12 protein-coding genes and 1 pseudogene are annotated in these 16,742 nt (G+C 64.3%); 5 read left to right on the top strand and 8 right to left on the bottom strand.

All coding sequences use genetic code 11. The features are described from left to right. Nucleotides 1–5: 5 nt before the first annotated feature. Together ACM62G_RS17725 and ACM62G_RS17720 are read right to left on the bottom strand one after the other, a co-directional pair. Nucleotides 6–2,362: pseudogene (locus ACM62G_RS17725) on the bottom strand (putative bifunctional diguanylate cyclase/phosphodiesterase). Further along, nucleotides 2,346–3,035, bottom strand: a complete 690-nt coding sequence (locus tag ACM62G_RS17720; RefSeq protein ID WP_419735256.1) for a methylamine utilization protein — start codon at nucleotides 3,033–3,035, stop codon at nucleotides 2,346–2,348. Before ACM62G_RS17720 ends, ACM62G_RS17725 begins: the two are co-directional and overlap by 17 nt. 296 nt (nucleotides 3,036–3,331) lie before the next feature. Between ACM62G_RS17720 and lon the strand changes: the two genes are divergently transcribed. From lon to cmoB, 5 genes are all read left to right on the top strand, one after another. After that, nucleotides 3,332–5,767: an endopeptidase La gene (gene lon, locus ACM62G_RS17715; protein ID WP_273826021.1), complete on the top strand. Its 2,436-nt coding sequence runs from the start codon at nucleotides 3,332–3,334 to the stop codon at nucleotides 5,765–5,767. A 238-nt stretch (nucleotides 5,768–6,005) separates the two neighbouring features. Further along, on the top strand, nucleotides 6,006–6,398 hold the full coding sequence (locus tag ACM62G_RS17710; RefSeq protein ID WP_054057421.1) for a protease inhibitor I42 family protein: 393 nt from the start codon (nucleotides 6,006–6,008) through the stop codon (nucleotides 6,396–6,398). A 1-nt stretch (nucleotide 6,399) separates the two neighbouring features. Further along, nucleotides 6,400–7,056 (top strand): lysoplasmalogenase, encoded by a 657-nt coding sequence (locus ACM62G_RS17705; protein WP_419735255.1) that lies wholly within the window; start codon nucleotides 6,400–6,402, stop codon nucleotides 7,054–7,056. A 101-nt stretch (nucleotides 7,057–7,157) separates the two neighbouring features. Then, entirely contained in the window at nucleotides 7,158–7,901 is a 744-nt protein-coding gene (gene cmoA, locus ACM62G_RS17700; RefSeq protein ID WP_419735254.1) for a carboxy-S-adenosyl-L-methionine synthase CmoA, read from the top strand. After that, complete coding sequence (gene cmoB, locus ACM62G_RS17695; RefSeq protein ID WP_419735253.1) at nucleotides 7,898–8,854, top strand: tRNA 5-methoxyuridine(34)/uridine 5-oxyacetic acid(34) synthase CmoB; 957 nt, start codon at nucleotides 7,898–7,900, stop codon at nucleotides 8,852–8,854. The genes cmoA and cmoB overlap by 4 nt, the downstream gene beginning before the upstream one ends. Before the next feature lie 6 nt (nucleotides 8,855–8,860). Here cmoB and tadA read toward each other — a convergent pair whose 3' ends face one another. The 6 genes from tadA to treC form a co-directional block, all read right to left on the bottom strand. Further along, a complete protein-coding gene (gene tadA / locus ACM62G_RS17690) occupies nucleotides 8,861–9,352 on the bottom strand; it encodes a tRNA adenosine(34) deaminase TadA (RefSeq protein WP_054057417.1) in 492 nt (163 codons plus the stop codon). Beyond that, nucleotides 9,352–10,728, bottom strand: a complete 1,377-nt coding sequence (locus tag ACM62G_RS17685) for a multicopper oxidase family protein (protein ID WP_419735252.1) — start codon at nucleotides 10,726–10,728, stop codon at nucleotides 9,352–9,354. Before ACM62G_RS17685 ends, tadA begins: the two co-directional genes overlap by 1 nt. Before the next feature lie 105 nt (nucleotides 10,729–10,833). Continuing rightward, nucleotides 10,834–11,136 carry a PTS glucose transporter subunit IIB gene (locus ACM62G_RS17680; protein ID WP_419735251.1) on the bottom strand — a complete coding sequence of 101 codons (303 nt, stop codon included), beginning with the start codon at nucleotides 11,134–11,136 and terminating at the stop codon, nucleotides 10,834–10,836. A 2-nt stretch (nucleotides 11,137–11,138) separates the two neighbouring features. Continuing rightward, nucleotides 11,139–13,679: a phosphoenolpyruvate--protein phosphotransferase gene (gene ptsP, locus ACM62G_RS17675; protein ID WP_419735250.1), complete on the bottom strand. Its 2,541-nt coding sequence runs from the start codon at nucleotides 13,677–13,679 to the stop codon at nucleotides 11,139–11,141. 62 nt (nucleotides 13,680–13,741) lie between these two features. Next, nucleotides 13,742–14,962: a maltoporin gene (locus ACM62G_RS17670; protein WP_419735249.1), complete on the bottom strand. Its 1,221-nt coding sequence runs from the start codon at nucleotides 14,960–14,962 to the stop codon at nucleotides 13,742–13,744. Between the two features lie 105 nt (nucleotides 14,963–15,067). Further along, nucleotides 15,068–16,717 (bottom strand): alpha,alpha-phosphotrehalase, encoded by a 1,650-nt coding sequence (gene treC / locus ACM62G_RS17665; protein WP_419735248.1) that lies wholly within the window; start codon nucleotides 16,715–16,717, stop codon nucleotides 15,068–15,070. Between the last annotated feature and the right edge of the window lie 25 nt (nucleotides 16,718–16,742).

Here is a 16,742-nt window from a genome sequence, read left to right as displayed (position 1 = left end):
AGCAGTCAGTGGACCATGGCAGAGGGTGAATTCAAGGGTTTGGCGACCCAGGCCTCGAACGCCGCCGCACTCAGCGGACGACTGATCAGGTAACCCTGGGCGGTGTCGCAATGCCAACGCTCCAGCAGGCGCAGGCTGTGTTCGTACTCCACCCCTTCGGCCACCACCTTCAAGCCCAGGTTGTGGCTCATTTCGATGGTCGAACGCACGATCACCGCGTCCTCGCTGGTTTCGTCCAGGTTGCGGACGAAGGACTGGTCGATCTTCAACTCCTGCACCGGCAGGCGCTTGAGGTGTGCCAGCGAAGAGTAGCCGGTACCGAAATCGTCCACCGACAGGCTGATGCCACAGGCACGCAGGCGTTGCAGGACCTGCAGTGCCTGTTCCGGCTCACGCATCACCGCACTTTCGGTGATCTCGAAGATCAGTTGTTCGGCGGGCAGGCGATGCACCTCGAGCAGCGCCGAAACCCGGTCGGGCAGGTCACCGATCAGCAAGTCATCGGCGGAGATGTTCAGGGACAGTTGCAGGTGCAGGCCCCGCTGGTTCCACTCGGAGAGCTGGCGCATGCCCTCCTCGATCACCCAGCGGGTGAGGATCTGGATGCTGCCAGTACGTTCGGCGAGGGTGATGAATTCTCCCGGCGACACCATGCCGAACTGCGGATGCTGCCAGCGCAGCAGGGCTTCGGCCTGGCGCACCTGGCCCTGGCGGATATCCAGCTTGGGCTGGTAGTGCAGCAGCAGTTCACCGTTGGCGGCGGCATGGCGCAGGTCGCGGATCAGGGCGATCTGCCGGCGATGGGCCAGGTCGCGGCCCTCTTCGTAGATCTGCAGGCGGCCGGGCATCTGCGCGGCGTCCTGCATGGCGATGGCGGCACGCTCGAGCAGTTCCTCCGCCTCCTGGCCATCGTTCGGGAACGCCGCAATCCCCATCCGGCAATCCAGCGCCACGTCGTGATCGTTGATCCGCTGGGGCTTGAGCAGCAATTGCTGGATCTGGTCGGCAACCGCCACAGCGCCCTCGCTGCCGGTGCCCTGCAGCAGCAGGAGAAATTCCCCGGCAATCAGGTGGGCAACCGTGTCGCCCGCGCGCAGGGCCGACTTCAGGCGCTTGCCAACGCTCTGCAACACCTGGTCGACCGCGCCGGGTCCTCCGGTCTCGTTGACGGTACGCAGGTTGTCGATACCCAGGTAGACCAGCGCCACCGGGCGGGCGGCGTCTATCGTGCTGCTCAGCCGCTCCATCGCCAGTGCGCGGTTGGGCAGGCCGGTGAGCAGGTCGTGCAGGGCATTGTGTGCCAACTGCTGTTCGCGCTCGGCGATGGCACCCTGCATGGTATTGAACATCCTGGCGAGCAGACCCAGTTCATCACTGCGCCGCAACCTGACCGGCGTCTCGTAGTCGCCCTTGCCGATGCGCTCGGCGGCCTGGGCCAGAGAACGCACCGGCTGCGAGACGCTACGCGCCAGCAGCAGGGCCCCGACCAGCGAAGCCAGCAGCGCGACCAGCGCGATCAGCAGGATCTTCTCGTCCAGCGGCGCGAAGGCCTGCATCGCCACATCCAGGGGCTTTGCAATAGGGCGATGACCTGGCTGTCATTGTTGTCGCTGGTGCTGGCCAGTCTCAGCGAATGGCTGAGGAAGTTCTGGCTGAGGTGCTCGGTCATCTGCGTGTCATGCCCACCGGACGCTTCGAGCATCAACCGGGTGATGCTCGGTGCCAGTGCTGCCGGCTGGGTGCTGACCAGTTCGCCGACCTGCTGCCGATCGACGCTGAGGAACGACACCTCGAGGTTGGTCAGCGAACGCAGTTGCGAGGCAAAGGCGTTGTCCATGGAAAAGCCCATCACCACCCGGGCGATCGGCAGCGGCGCCAGCACCTGCGCCTCGACCAGCAGGTGCGGCTTGCCCTGCAGCGGCACGATCAGGGCCGATTGCCGGTTGCGCCGGGCCTCGCGCAGTGCCTGGTCGAAACGGAATGGTGCACCGTCGGGCATATCGGCCAGGGTACTAGCCATTACCGTGCCATCCATGCTCAAGAGGATCATGTCGTTGGCATTGATACGCTTGCCGTGGTTGATCAGCACCGAGCGGATGGTCGCCGAGTCGCCGCTGGAGACCGCATCGCGAAAACCGAAATCCGCCGCCAGCAGTTGCACGCCATCACCCAGGCGCCGGCTCTGCACGTCCAGCAGACGCTCGAAAACCCGCGTACCGACATCCAACTGCGCACGCGCCTGACGCTGTACCGCTTCGTTGGTCGCCACCTTGACGCTGAAGTACAAGGCACCGATCACCACCAGCAACAGCAGGGTCAGTACAACGGCGATCCGCGCCTGAAAACTACTGCGCAGGTTCACTGAGAGCTTTATTGAAGGCATCACCAAAGGCACTCGATGCTGGCGCCGACGGAGCATCCGACGACAGCGGTTGAATCGTCAGACTGAAGCGTTGCTTCAACCCCGTGGCCGGCACATCGATTTCGCCGCCCGTCTGCGGCTGCATGTCCGCGACCTGCGGGTGCCAGAGCGTCACGCGATAATGGCCGGCGGGCAGCTTGTCGAAAGCGATCCGGCCATTGTCGTTGCTGGTCGCGAACCAGGGATCGTCGGTGACGTAGATGTAGCCGAGCATCCAGTCGTGGATATTGCAGCCCAGCACGACCACGCCCGGCTTGTCGAACAATACCGGATCCGACGGTGTGCCCTCGTAGAGGCGCAGTTCAAAGCGCTTGGGTTGCGAAAAGGAATAGACCTGATGGCGGATATTGTCGCTGTTGGGAAACTTGACCTGGGTCCCGGTATGCACCGCCAGCACGTGGGGTACGTACTCTTTGTTACGCTGGTCCATGTCGGCCTTCAGGCTGATGGCGGCAGGTGCGGCGCCACCCTGCAGGGTCAGCACCGCCCCCACCAGCGGCTTGCCCTGTTGGTCGACCAGATCGGCCTGCAGGCCGGCGGCATGGCTCGGGCCACTGGCGAGCAATCCAGCAACACACAGAAACAATCCAGGCAATGAAATGGGGCGGGCCATACAGCAACTACTCACTGGTTCATTAAAAAGATGGCCTGCCCTGGCGCAAAGGGATCAGCAAGTGCAGATTACCGAGGCTCGGGCAGAAGATCACGCAAGAGATGAGGCGTTTTGCCACTATCTTGAGCAAGCCGACGAACGACTCATGCCCCTTAAAACCTCTACACGAAGATGAAAGATGTACAGGTTCATGCTCGGGCTATCGGCCGGTTTGACCAAAGCTATAGCAGCGGACCATTGAAACCGCCACCGGCTCGCCCCATCTAACCTGCATACTCAACTGTGCAGGTGCCCCAATGAGCAACCAGCAAGAATTCCCCGATCACCCGACCCAACAGGCCAACGCCGAAGATCGTCACGACGCCGGCCAGGACAATCGCGAGTCATCCGGCACCAGCCTGGCGCTGCCCGGGCAGAACCTGCCGGACACGGTCTACATCATCCCGATCCACAATCGCCCGTTCTTCCCGGCGCAGGTCCTGCCGGTCATCGTCAATGAAGAACCCTGGGCCGAGACCCTGGAACTGGTGAGCAAGTCCGATCACCACTCCCTGGCCCTGTTCTTCGTCGATACCCCGACCGAAGACACCCGCCACTTCGACACCAAGAGCCTGCCGGAGTACGGCACTCTGGTGAAGGTCCACCACGCCAGTCGCGAGAGCGGCAAGCTGCAGTTCGTGGCCCAGGGCCTGACCCGCGTGCGCATCCGCACCTGGCTCAAGCACCACCGTCCACCCTACCTGGTGGAACTCGAATACCCGCACCAGCCGAGCGAGCCAACCGACGAAGTGAAGGCCTACGGCATGGCCCTGATCAATGCGATCAAGGAACTGCTGCCGCTCAACCCGCTGTACAGCGAAGAGCTGAAGAACTACCTCAACCGCTTCAGCCCCAACGATCCATCGCCGCTGACCGACTTCGCCGCCGCCCTGACCTCGGCCACCGGTAATGAGCTGCAGGAAGTGCTCGATTGCGTGCCGATGCTCAAGCGCATGGAAAAAGTGCTGCCGATGCTGCGCAAGGAAGTCGAGGTCGCCCGCCTGCAGAAAGAGATCTCCGCCGAGGTGAACCGCAAGATCGGCGAACACCAGCGCGAGTTCTTCCTCAAGGAACAGCTCAAGGTCATCCAGCAGGAGCTGGGCCTGACCAAGGACGACCGCAGCGCCGATATCGAGCAGTTCGAACAGCGCCTGGAAGGCAAGGTCCTGCCGGCCCATGCGCAAAAGCGCATCACCGAGGAAATGGGCAAGCTGGCGATCCTCGAGACCGGTTCGCCGGAATACGCCGTCACCCGCAACTACCTGGAATGGGCCACCGCGGTACCCTGGGGCGTGTACGGCGAGGACAAGCTCGACCTCAAGCACGCGCGCAAGGTGCTGGACCAGCACCACGCCGGCCTGGATGACATCAAGGCGCGGATTCTCGAATTCCTCGCCGTCGGCGCCTACAAAGGCGAGATCAGCGGCTCGATCGTACTGCTGGTAGGCCCGCCAGGCGTGGGCAAGACCAGCATCGGCAAGTCCATCGCCGAATCCCTCGGCCGGCCGTTCTACCGCTTCAGCGTCGGCGGCATGCGCGACGAGGCCGAAATCAAGGGGCATCGGCGCACCTACATCGGCGCCCAGCCGGGCAAGCTGGTGCAGGCGCTGAAGGACGTCGAGGTGATGAACCCGGTGATCATGCTCGACGAGATCGACAAGATGGGCCAGAGCTACCAGGGCGACCCGGCTTCGGCGCTGCTGGAGACCCTCGACCCCGAGCAGAACGTCGACTTCCTCGACCATTACCTGGACCTGCGCCTGGACCTGTCGAAAGTGCTGTTCGTCTGCACCGCCAACACCCTGGATTCGATCCCCGGACCGCTGCTGGACCGCATGGAAGTGATTCGCCTGTCGGGCTACATCACCGAGGAAAAACTGGCGATCGCCAAGCGTCACCTGTGGCCCAAGCAGTTGGAAAAGGCCGGTGTGGCGAAAACCAGCCTGTCGATCAGCGACAGCGCCCTGCGCACCGTGATCGACGGGTATGCCCGCGAGTCCGGCGTGCGCCAGCTGGAGAAGCAGTTGGGCAAGCTGGTGCGCAAGGCGGTGGTCAAGCTGCTGGATGCACCGGACAGCGTCATCAAGATCGGCCCCAAGGACCTCGAAGCCTCGCTGGGCATGCCGGTATTCCGCAACGAGCAGGTGCTCAGCGGCGTCGGCGTGATCACCGGGCTGGCCTGGACCAGCATGGGCGGCGCCACCCTGCCGATCGAGGCCACACGCATCCACACCCTCAACCGCGGCTTCAAGCTGACCGGGCAGTTGGGTGACGTCATGAAGGAGTCGGCGGAGATCGCCTACAGCTATGTCGGTTCGCACCTCAAGCAGTTCGGCGGCGACCCGCGCTTCTTCGACGAAGCCTTCGTCCACCTGCACGTACCGGAAGGCGCCACCCCCAAGGACGGTCCGAGTGCCGGGGTGACCATGGCCAGCGCCCTGCTGTCACTGGCCCGCAACCAGCCGCCGAAGAAGGGCGTGGCCATGACCGGTGAGCTGACCCTGACCGGGCATGTGCTGCCCATTGGTGGGGTCCGCGAGAAGGTGATCGCGGCACGCCGGCAGAAGATCCATGAACTGATCCTGCCGGACGCCAACCGCGGCCACTTCGAGGAACTGCCGGACTACCTCAAGGAAGGCATGACCGTGCACTTCGCCAAGCGTTTTGCCGATGTGGCGAAAGTGCTTTTCTGACCATTGCGTCACGGGAGCGGTCGCTGAGCGCCCCCACGCTGGAGCGTGGGAGCACTCAAAAATGCCAATACCTCAGCGCTCCCTGATCGTTCCCACACTCCGCGTGGGAATGAATGCCTCCCTTGACGCTCCTCGTCCCCCCATGCGCCCCGACCCGCCAGGACAGCTTCGATCCCGCCCAGCGCATCGGCCGCATCTTGAGTTATGCTCCAGCATCGCTGTAATGATTGGAGACACTATGACCCCGACTCGTCTGTTGCTTCCGTTAAGCCTTGTGCTACTCGCTGCCTGTGCGCAGCAACCGCGCCAGAACGTGACCGTGGAAAACCAGCGTGACTGTCCGATGCAGCTCAAGAACGGGCAGAACATGATCCTCAGCCTGCCGAGCAACCCCACCACGGGCTATCGCTGGGCCATCCAGGATTCCGCCGGCGGCGTGCTGAAAAGCCTTGGCCCGGAGGTCTACCACAACCCGGAAAACAGCGATGTGATCGGTGCCGCCGGCCAGTCGACCTGGCGCTTCCAGGCCTTCGCCACCGGCACCGGCCGCCTGCGCCTGACCTACCAGCAGCCCTGGGAACCGGAAGTCCCGCCGGTACAGAGCTTCGACTGCCCGATCGTGGTGAACTGACATGCCCTGGCTGATTCTCGCCCTGATGGGCGCCGTCGCGTTCCTGTATGGGCTGAGTATCGACTCGCCATTGATCTGCCTGCTGACCAAACCCCTGCCGGTGCTGGCCCTGCTCGGCTGGCTGCATGATGCACCGGGGGGCGAATATCGCCGCTGGCTGGCCCTGGGCCTGGTGTTCTCGCTGCTCGGCGACATCCTGCTGGCCTGGCCGGGCGATCTGTTCGTGTTCGGCCTGGGCGCCTTCCTGGTCGCCCACCTGTGCTATCTCAAGGCCTACCTCGGCGACTGCCGGCGCCTGGCGCCGGTCCAGTTGATCGTGGCCCTGCTCATCGGCGCCGCGCTGTTGGGCGTGCTGATGTCCAAGGGGCTGGGCAACCTGCTGGTGCCGGTGAGTGTGTATGCCCTGGCCATCAGTTGCATGCTCTGGCGAGCCCTCGCACGGCTGGGTAGCGACGTGCCGCAACGCTCGGCGCGACTGGCTGCCGGTGGCGCGCTGGTGTTCGCCTTCTCCGACAGCCTGATCGGCATCGACCGCTTCGTGGTCAAGTTCGCCGCCGCGCCTTACCTGATCATCATTGCCTACTGGATCGGCCAATGGGGTATTGCCGCCTCGGCGTTCTCGCAAAAGGCCAACAGGCAGGAGCCGGGCTTCGCCTGAAGCCCGCGCCAACGCCTCAGGCGCTTTATCCGACAAACCGCGCATCCCGGCGCCAACTTGGCTAAAATGCCGACCCTTTTTCGATTGTCGCCGGAACCGCCGTGAGCAAAGAACCCGATCGCCTTTTCGCCCAGCCCCTGGCCCAGGTGCCGGACTTCGCCTTCAACGAAGATGTGGTACGGGTGTTCCCGGACATGATCAAGCGCTCGGTTCCCGGTTACCCGACCATCGTCGAGAACCTCGGCGTGCTCGCCGCCCAGTTCGCCCAGCCGGGCAGCGTGCTCTACGACCTGGGCAGTTCCCTCGGCGCGGTGACCCAGGCGTTGCGCCGGCACGTGCGCAGCGACGGCTGCCGGGTGATCGCGGTGGACAACTCCACGGCGATGGTCGAACGTTGCCGCGAATACCTCAACGCCCAGGACGCGATGTTCCAGGAGTTGCTGCCGGTGGAGGTGATCGAAGGCGATATCCTCGCCCTGGACTTCCGCCCGGCCTCGGTGGTGGCGCTGAACTTCACCCTGCAATTCATCGCCCCGGATCAGCGCCTTGCCCTGCTCGGACGCATTCGCCAGGCCCTGTTGCCCGGCGGAGCGCTGATCCTGTCGGAGAAATTGCGTTTCAACGACCCCGAGGAGCATGCACTGCTCACCGACCTGCATATCGCCTTCAAGCGCGCCAATGGCTACAGCGAACTGGAAATCGCCCAGAAACGCAGCGCCATCGAAAACGTGATGAAACCCGACAGCCTCGAGGAACACCGCGAACGCCTGCTGGCGGCGGGTTTCTCGAAAGTCGTGCCCTGGTTCCAATGCCTTAACTTTGCCTCGTTGATTGCCCTGCCATGATCGATCTGTCACCCCTCGCCCGCCGCCTGGCGCGTACTCCCCTGGCCGAATGGGCCAACAGCCTGCAGGCCCAGCTCGATACCCGGCTGGAGAAAGGTCATGGCGACCTTGAGCGCTGGCAGGGGGCGCTCGACGCCTTGCCAGCACTGGAACCGACGACGATCGACCTGCTCGGCGGCCTGACCCTGGACAGCGACTGCGACGACGCGACCCGGGCCCGGGTACGCAGCGCACTGATGGGCCTGAGTCCGTGGCGCAAGGGACCATTCGAGCTGTTCGGCGTGCATGTCGACACCGAGTGGCGTTCGGACTGGAAATGGTCGCGAGTCGCCCCGCACCTGGACCTCAAGGGCAAACGCATCCTCGATGTCGGCTGCGGCAACGGCTACTACATGTGGCGCATGCTCGGTGCCGGCGCCGACACGGTGATCGGCGTCGACCCGAACTGGCTGTTCTTCTGCCAGTTCCAGGCCGTGCAACGTTACCTGGCGCAGGACGCGGCCTGGCACCTGCCGTTCCCGTTCGAGGACCTGCCGGCGAACCTGGAAGGCTTCGACACGGTATTTTCCATGGGCGTGTTCTACCACCGGCGTTCACCCATCGAGCATCTGCTGGCGCTGAAGGACTGCCTGGTCAAGGGTGGTGAACTGGTGCTGGAGACGCTGGTGGTCGAAGGTGACGTGAACCAGGTACTGGTGCCCGAGGACCGCTACGCCCAGATGCGCAACGTCTGGTTCCTGCCGTCGGTGCCAGCGCTGGAACGCTGGTTGCGGCGGGCCGGCTTCAGCGACGTGCGCTGCGTGGATGTCAGCACCACCAGCGTCGAGGAACAGCGCGCAACCGAATGGATGAAGTACCAGTCCCTGAGCGACTTCCTCGACCCGAGCGACCACGGCAAAACCATCGAAGGCTTGCCGGCGCCGATGCGCGCGGTGATCGTCGCGCGCAAGTAACCGCCATCAGGCCTTGCTGCGGCGGGCCTTGAAGAACTCGCTGAGGATCGTGCCGCATTCCTCGGCGAGCACCCCGCCTTCGAACAGCACCCGGTGGTTGAGAAAGCCCTGGGTGAAGAACTGCCCCTGGCTCTGCACCACACCGGCCTTGGGCTCCAGGGCACCGTAGACCACCCGCGCGATCCGCGAATGGACGATCAGCCCGGCGCACATGCTGCACGGTTCCAGGGTCACGTAGAGGGTGCTGCCCGGCAGCCGGTAGTTGCTCACCGCCTGGGCCGCCGCGCGGATGGCGACCATCTCGGCATGGGCACTCGGATCGCTGCCGCTGATCGGGCAGTTGAAGCCCCGCCCGATGATCTCGCCGTTCTGGACCAGCACCGCCCCCACCGGCACCTCGCCCAGGGCCGCGCCCTCGGCCGCCAGCGCCAACGCTTCACGCATGAAATCCTGGTCGCGGCTGCGATCGATGATCGCCGCCGGGCGAATCTGCCGCATCACGCCACCTCGATGGCGGCCATCAGGCCGGTTTCCATGTGGTCGATCACATGGCAGTGGAACATCCACACCCCCGGGTTATCCGCCACCAGCGCCACCCGTGCGCGCTCGTTCTTGCCCAGCAGGTAGGTGTCGGTGAAGTACGGAACGATGGTCTTGCGGTTCGAGGCAAGCACCTTGAAGCTCATGCCGTGCAAGTGGATCGGGTGCTGGTACTGGGTCATGTTCTTCAATTCGAAAATGTAGCTCTTGCCCTTCTCCAGCTTGGCGATGGGCCGGTCGGCGCAGGTCTTGTCGGTGATGTCCCAGGCCTTGCCGTTGATCTGCCAGAGGCTGGGCGGCTTGCCATTATCGACGTTCACCGAGACCGAGCCAACCCACTCGAAATTGAAGTTGAGCTTCTCGGCATTGGCCAGGTCCGGCTCGGCAATCGGGTTGGCAGGCAGCGCCGGTGGCCATTGGCTCGGTGCATCGCTGTTGGCCACCGAACGGAAGGTGCCGAGCCGGATCGGGCCGTTGCGCAGGGCCAGCTCCTCACCGGCCGCTGGCGCCTTGATCGCCAGGCAGATACGCATGCCCGGGCCAAGCCAGTATTCCTTGCCCAGCGGCCGTGGCTCGACGGGGTTGCCGTCCAGGGCATAGATCTGCGCCTCGGCATCGGGGATGTTGATGCGGTAGGTCAGGGTGTTGTCGAGATTGAGCAGGCGCACCCGGGTGATCTGCCCGGCCGGCAGCTCGACCACCGCCTGCGACACGCCATTGATCGTCGACAGCCGCCCCGCCGTGCCACCCCGGGCGGCCTCACGGGGAATGCTGAACGGCAGGAAGGCGCCCTCTTCATCGACATGCCAGCTCTTCAGGCTGAGGGTGCGTTCGTAGCGGAACCCGGTGGGCTCGCGTTCCTCGACGATCAGCGGCCCGACCAGCCCGCGCCCCAACTCCTCGCTGCTGCTGACGTGGGGGTGATACCAGTAGCTGCCGGCATCCGGCACGCGGAACTTGTAGTCGAAGTACTCGCCGGGCAGCACCGGCAGTTGCGAAACGTAGGGGACGCCATCCATCTCCAGCGGCAGACGGATGCCGTGCCAGTGGATGGTGGTCGCCACCGGCAGGTGGTTGATGAAACGCACCCGCAGCCATTCGCCCTGGCGCACCCGCAGTTCGGTGCCCGGCGCCGAGGGGCCGAAGGCCCAGGCCGGAGTCTTGTGTCCCGCCACCAGCTCGACGTCCAGCGGCGCGGCGATCAGTTCGTAGTCATGCCCGGCCTCGGCGTCCGCCATCTTCCCCAGCCAGTAGCGCGACGCACCACCGGCTCCCACACCTACGACCGCCAGGCCGACCAGGCCACCGAGTACTTGTCGACGGGAAAAAGACATGACCCCAACCACCTCACCGAATCAGCCGCAAGCCCACGGCTCGCAAAAGGCGAATACGATACACCCGCAGTTGGGAAACAGTAAGGCCGGGGTGGCAATGAGCCGTCAGTCCAGCCCCACCAACAGATGAAACACACCACCGGGCAAGCTCATCAGCCCCTGAACCCCGGCACTACGCAACGCCGACGGGTCGAGCCGGCCGGCATCGTGCAGCTCGACCCGCAAGCGCGTCAGCGCCACCCGCTGTCGGGATTTGAGATTGGCCGGCCCGCCCAGCGCCGCCAGTAGCGACTCGGCAAGCTCATCCGTCGGCGGTAAGGGACCACCACCGCTCGCTGAGACCGTGGTTTCCGGCACCAGATCCGGTGTCAGCGCCTTCCAGAACGCCTGCCTGAATTTCTCGAACATGTTCAGTGCTCCAGTACCGGCGCAGCCGCCGTTGCCTGTTGATGATCACGCAGGATGCCGCGCACCTGCTCGGCGCTTTCCTGCCCAAGAATCCGCTGCGCCAGAACCTGGCATTCAGCCAGGCTGACTTCCCGCACCGCCGCCTTGATCGACGGGATCAACGGCACGCTGACCGACAGTTCATCCACCCCCAACCCCAGCAACACCGGTACCGCCAGCGCCTCGGAAGCCAGCGCGCCACACACACCGACCCACTTGCCATGGGCATGGGCGGCCTTGACGGTACTGGCGATCAGGCGCAGCACCGCCGGGTGCAGGCTGTCGGCCTGGCTCGCCAGTTGCGGATGGTCGCGGTCCATCGCCAGGGTGTACTGGGTCAGGTCGTTGGTGCCGATGGAGAAGAAGTCCACCTCTGGCGCGAACTGGTCGGCCATCAACGCCGCCGAAGGCACCTCGATCATGATCCCCAGCTTGGGCAGCTCGGCAATCCCCAGCGTCCGCGCCTCCTCGACCAGCCATTGCCGGGCCTCCCGCAGCTCGGACAGGCGGGCGACCATCGGCAGCATGATATGCAGCCGCGTCTGCCCGGCGCAGGCGAGGATCGCCCGCAGTTGCTGACGCAGCAGTTCCGGACGCTGCAGACACAGGCGGATGCCGCGTATACCCAGGAACGGATTGGCCTCACTGTCCATCGGCACATAGGCCAGCGGCTTGTCCCCACCCACATCGAGCGTGCGAACCACCAGGTTGCGTTCAGGGCCCAGGGCCCGGGCAATCGCCAGGTAGGTCGCGCCCTGCTCCTCGACGCTCGGCGCGCTGCTGCGCTCCAGGTAGAGGAACTCCGAACGCAACAGACCGACCCCTTCCCCGCCCAGGGCCAGGGACTGCTTCACCTCCTCCAGCGAGGCGACGTTGGCCGTCACCTCGATAGGCTGGCCGTCGCGGGTCAACGCGGCATGGTGGGAGAGCTCGCTGTCACGCTCGCGGCGTTCGCGCTGCTGCTCGCGCTTGACCAGCAATTGCCGGACATCCGCATCCGCGGGCTCGAGATGCAACTGTCCGAGGTCGGCATCGAGCAGCACCGGAGTGCCGTTGGCGACCTCCAGCACCTGCACCGGCAGGCCACACAACGCCGGCAGGCCAAGAGCCCGGGCGAGGATCGCGACATGGCTGGTGGCACCGCCACCGACCGTGGCGAAACCCATGACCCGCCGGGTATCCAGGCTGGCCGTCTGCGATGGCGTGAGCTGGTCGGCGATCAGGATCGCCTCGTCCGGCAGTGGCGCTGCACGCTCTTCAACGCCCAGGATCAGCCGGAGCACGCGCTGGCCGACATCCGTCAGGTCCAGGGCACGCTCGGCGAGCAATTCGCTGCCAAGACGCCGGAACAGGGCGGCGGTGTCCTCGGTGGCCGCCCGCCAGGCAAAGGCCGCACTCTTGCCCCGAGCCAGCAGCGCCTGCGCCTGCTGCAGCAGATCCGGGTCCTCCAGCAGTTCCTGATGGGCGCGGAAGATCTCCACCTGGGCGCTGCCGGCGGCGCTGTCCTGCAAGGCCTGCAACTCCCGGGTCGCCTGGAGCAGGGCGGCGTCCAGGCGCGCACGCTCCTGTGACTCGCCAGTGCCGACCTCCTGGACATTCAGCACCTGCTCGGCCAGTTGCACCACCCGTCCCAGGGCCGCACCCGGCGAGGCGCAAACGCCGCGCAGCAGAGTCATGGTGGATTGCTCCGGGGCCTCGAAGGTTTCCTGCGGCGCCTGGGCGGCCCCCGTTTCACCGCAGCCATCGGCAATCAACGCGATCAGGCTGTCGAGGGCCGCCTGGGCGTCCTCACCGATGGCGCTCAGTTGCAGTACATCGCCCTGGACCGTCTGCAAGCCCATGATCGCCACCAGCGACTTGGCATTGGCGCTGCTCTGGCGCTTGTGCAGCTGGATGCTGGCGGCAAAGCCTTTCGCCGCCTGGGCCAGGACTGCTGCCGGACGGGCATGCAGGCCGTTGGCATTGGGCAGGGTCAGCGGCCTGGAGAACAGCGCCTCGCCCTGCTGCTCTTCATGCTCAGGCAGCGGCACGCCATTCGACGGAGCCTGCAAGCCCAGGCGCAGCAGCGGCTGGCCGCTGTCGACCAGCGTTTCCGCCAGCACGCTGAAGGGCTCGCCACTGACCACCAGCACCAGCGTCAGCAGGCTGCGGGCATGCAGTGCCAGGTAATCGGCGTCGAACTCGATCAGCGGCTGGCCCGCCTCCACCCGCTCACCCTCGACGACCCATGCAGTGAAGCCCTTGCCCGCCAGGTTCACGGTATCCAGGCCGATATGCATCAGCACCTGCACGCCGCGCTCATCGGTGATGCTGATGGCGTGTCCGCTGTCCTGGATATTGCTGACCACTCCGGCCAGGGGGGCGCAGAGCACGCCGGAAGTCGGATCGATACACACACCGTCGCCGATCAGGCGACCGGAGAATACCGGATCGGGCACCTGGTCCAGCGGCATCAGCACCCCGGACAGCGGAGCCAGCAGTTCCAGGGAAGGAATTGCGCTCATGAGATCACCTTCTGATTGTTGTTCCGTGACGCGCCGACGGGCCCCTGCCCCCCGGCATGAAGCTACTTCCACCAGTACTCGACCTGTACGCCGAAGTTGGAACCATGCAGCGCATTGCCGAACGCGCCGCTGTCGGACAGCGCGGAGCCGGCGGCCAACTCGTTGGCCGCCCGTTGTGCCGCCGCGTTCCAACTGGCGTAGGTGTAGTAGAGACGAACTTCGGGACGCGCCCAGAAGTCCGGCCCTTTCGGCGACCAGGTCGGCGCGAAGGTGAACTTGCTGAGCTTGCGGGTACCGCCCGGGGCCTCGATCTGGTCATGACCCAGTTCGGTCACCAGCTTGAACTGTTCGGTGAGCGCATAGGCCGGACGCACGCCCAGGGAGATCCAGTTCTGGTCCTGGCCGTCGGGGCGAATATCCTTCTGGTAGACCGCTTCGAACTGGCCGCCGAAGCGCGGGGTCACTTGCCAGTCGAAGAACTCCACCGCCCGGTAGCTCCTGCTGCTGGTATCCAGACGCGGGTCACCGGTATAGCCAAGGCCGGTGCCCGGCCCTTCACCGTATTGCAGGGCGAACTTGTTCTTGCCGCCGAGGAAGTTCTTCTGAACATGCTGCGCGGTGATCGCCCAGCCCTGGTGGGTATCGTTGCGCCGCGGTGCATCGATATAGCTGAAACCGAACTCCAGCTCGCCGTCGGGGTTGACCTTGAAGCCGGCGACGTTGAAGTCATGCCGGTTGATGTAGTCCTTCTGGTACAGGTTGTCCTTGCGCGAGAAGGCGTAGCTGTACTTGAGGTCGCCGATCAGCACGTCCTCGATACCACCGCCGGTAGCGCTCTGGTTCCAGTAGTAGAAGTCGGAGATATGGATGTCGTTACGTTTGTAGTAGCGTCGCCCGGCCCACAGCGAACCACCGTTGAGCGATGGCATTTTCGACCACTGGGCATACATCTGCGGCATCCGCGCCGCGCCGTTCTCGCCGTCGAAGCTGAGGTTGCGGCCATAACGGTTGTACAACGAGGCCATGGCATCGACGCTCAGCACCGAACCGTCGTCGAGGGTCAACAGGTCCTGGCGCAGTTCCAGTTCGGCATACTGTTCACACTCGTTGCCCAGGCGATACTTGGACGGTGCCCCCGGCAACTGGAAGCAGCTCTGCTTGCCGCCGTTGGTCGAGCCACCGATGCCGCTGCGCAGGTAGCCGGCGAACTCCAGTGCTTCGGCCGGAAACGGCAGGCCGAGGCAGACACAGGACACCAGCAGACCTCTACTTATTGTCTTCATTAACCACTCCGCTGTTCTCATTGTTTTTATTGTCGAGATTCGATTTTCAGACGTGGCCCTCCAGCGCACGACCTACTACGAGCTGCGTTTGATGAACGACTTTTCCTATTTTTCTGAAAGACTAAGTACAAAGGACTCATAGGGACGCAGGAAAAGTTCCCGCTCCCGAATCGGACAGTCCGGGTAGTTGCTGATCAGCAGGCGCTGCTGCTGCCCCGGCTCGAAAATCCCGTGGGGCAAGGCTATCTCGCAGCTGTCGGCATAGAAGTTGTTGATCACCAGCAGGCGTTCACCACGGCCTTCACGCACATAGGCCCAGACCTGCGGATGCTCGGGCAGCAGTTGCCGATAGCTGCCTTCGACCATCAGTGCTTCGCTGCGCCGCAGTGCCGCCAGCCGGCGGTAGTGATGCAGCACCGAATCCGGGTCCTCGAACTGCTGTTCGACGTTGATCCAGGCAGCATTCGGCGGCACGCCGATCCAGGGTTGCGCCGAGGTGAAACCGGCATTCGGACCGGCAGTCCATTGCATCGGCGTGCGCCCGTTGTCGCGGGACTTCTGCATGATCGCCGCCATGCTCTGTTCCGGCGACTGGCCGGCATCGCGCTGGATGCGATAGATGTTGAGGGTCTCGACATCGCGGTAGTCGTCGATGTGCTCGAACCCCGGGTTGGTCATGCCCAGCTCCTCGCCCTGGTAGATGTAGGGCGTGCCCTGGAGAAAGTGCAGCGCCGTGGCGAGCATCTTGGCCGAGTGCACGCGATACTCGCCGTCGTCGCCAAAGCGCGAGACCACCCGCGGCTGGTCGTGGTTGCACCAAAACAACGCGTTCCAGCCACCGCCGGCCTGCATGCCAAGCTGCCAGTCGGAGAGGATGCGCTTGAGTTCGAGGAAGTCGAAATCGGCACACACCCACTTTTCCATGTTCGGGTAATCGACCTTCAGGTGATGGAAGTTGAAGGTCATCGACAGCTCCTGCGACTCCGGCCGCGAATAGCGGATGCAGTGCTCCAGGCTGGTGGAGGACATTTCGCCGACGTTGATCAGATCATGGCCGGCAAACACCTCACGGTGCATTTCCTGCAGGTACTGGTGAACGTTCGGACCGTCGGTATAGAAACGCCGGCCATCTGAGGCATCCTCGGGAAAGTCCTTCGGCTTGGAGATCAGGTTGATCACGTCCAGGCGGAAACCACCGACACCCTTGTCGCGCCAGAAGCGCATCATGCGGAACACTTCCTCACGCACCCGGGGGTTGTCCCAGTTCAGGTCGGCCTGGGTGTGATCGAACAGGTGCAGGTAGTACTGGCCGGTCTGCGCCTCGTACTCCCAGGCGTTGCCGCCAAATTTCGACTGCCAGTTGTTCGGCTGGTCACGCCAGATGTAGAAGTCGCGGTAGGGGTTGTCCAGGCTGCTGCGGGCCTGCTGGAACCAGGCATGTTCGATGGACGTGTGATTGACCACGATATCGAGCATCAGCCGAATCCCACGTCGGCCGGCCTCGGCAATCAGCAACTCGCAATCGGCCATGGTCCCGTAGCTCGGGTCGATGGCGTAGTAGTCACTGATGTCATAGCCGTTATCGCGTTGCGGCGAGCGCAGGAACGGCGTGATCCACAGGTAGTCGACCCCCAGCCACTTCAGGTAGTCGAGCTTGTCGACCACCCCCAGCAGGTCGCCGGTGGGCAGGCCTGCATGGCTATGGAAGCTCTTCGGATAGATCTGGTAGATCACCGAGCGTTGCCAGTCTTGCATGGAGATTCCCTTGTAGTCGGTGGAG

It is taken from the genome of Pseudomonas sp. COR18, assembly GCF_048568395.1.
Lineage (GTDB): Bacteria > Pseudomonadota > Gammaproteobacteria > Pseudomonadales > Pseudomonadaceae > Aquipseudomonas > Aquipseudomonas fuscovaginae_B.
Note: the sequence above shows the minus strand (reverse complement) of the source record. Positions and strands in the feature narration are given on the sequence as shown.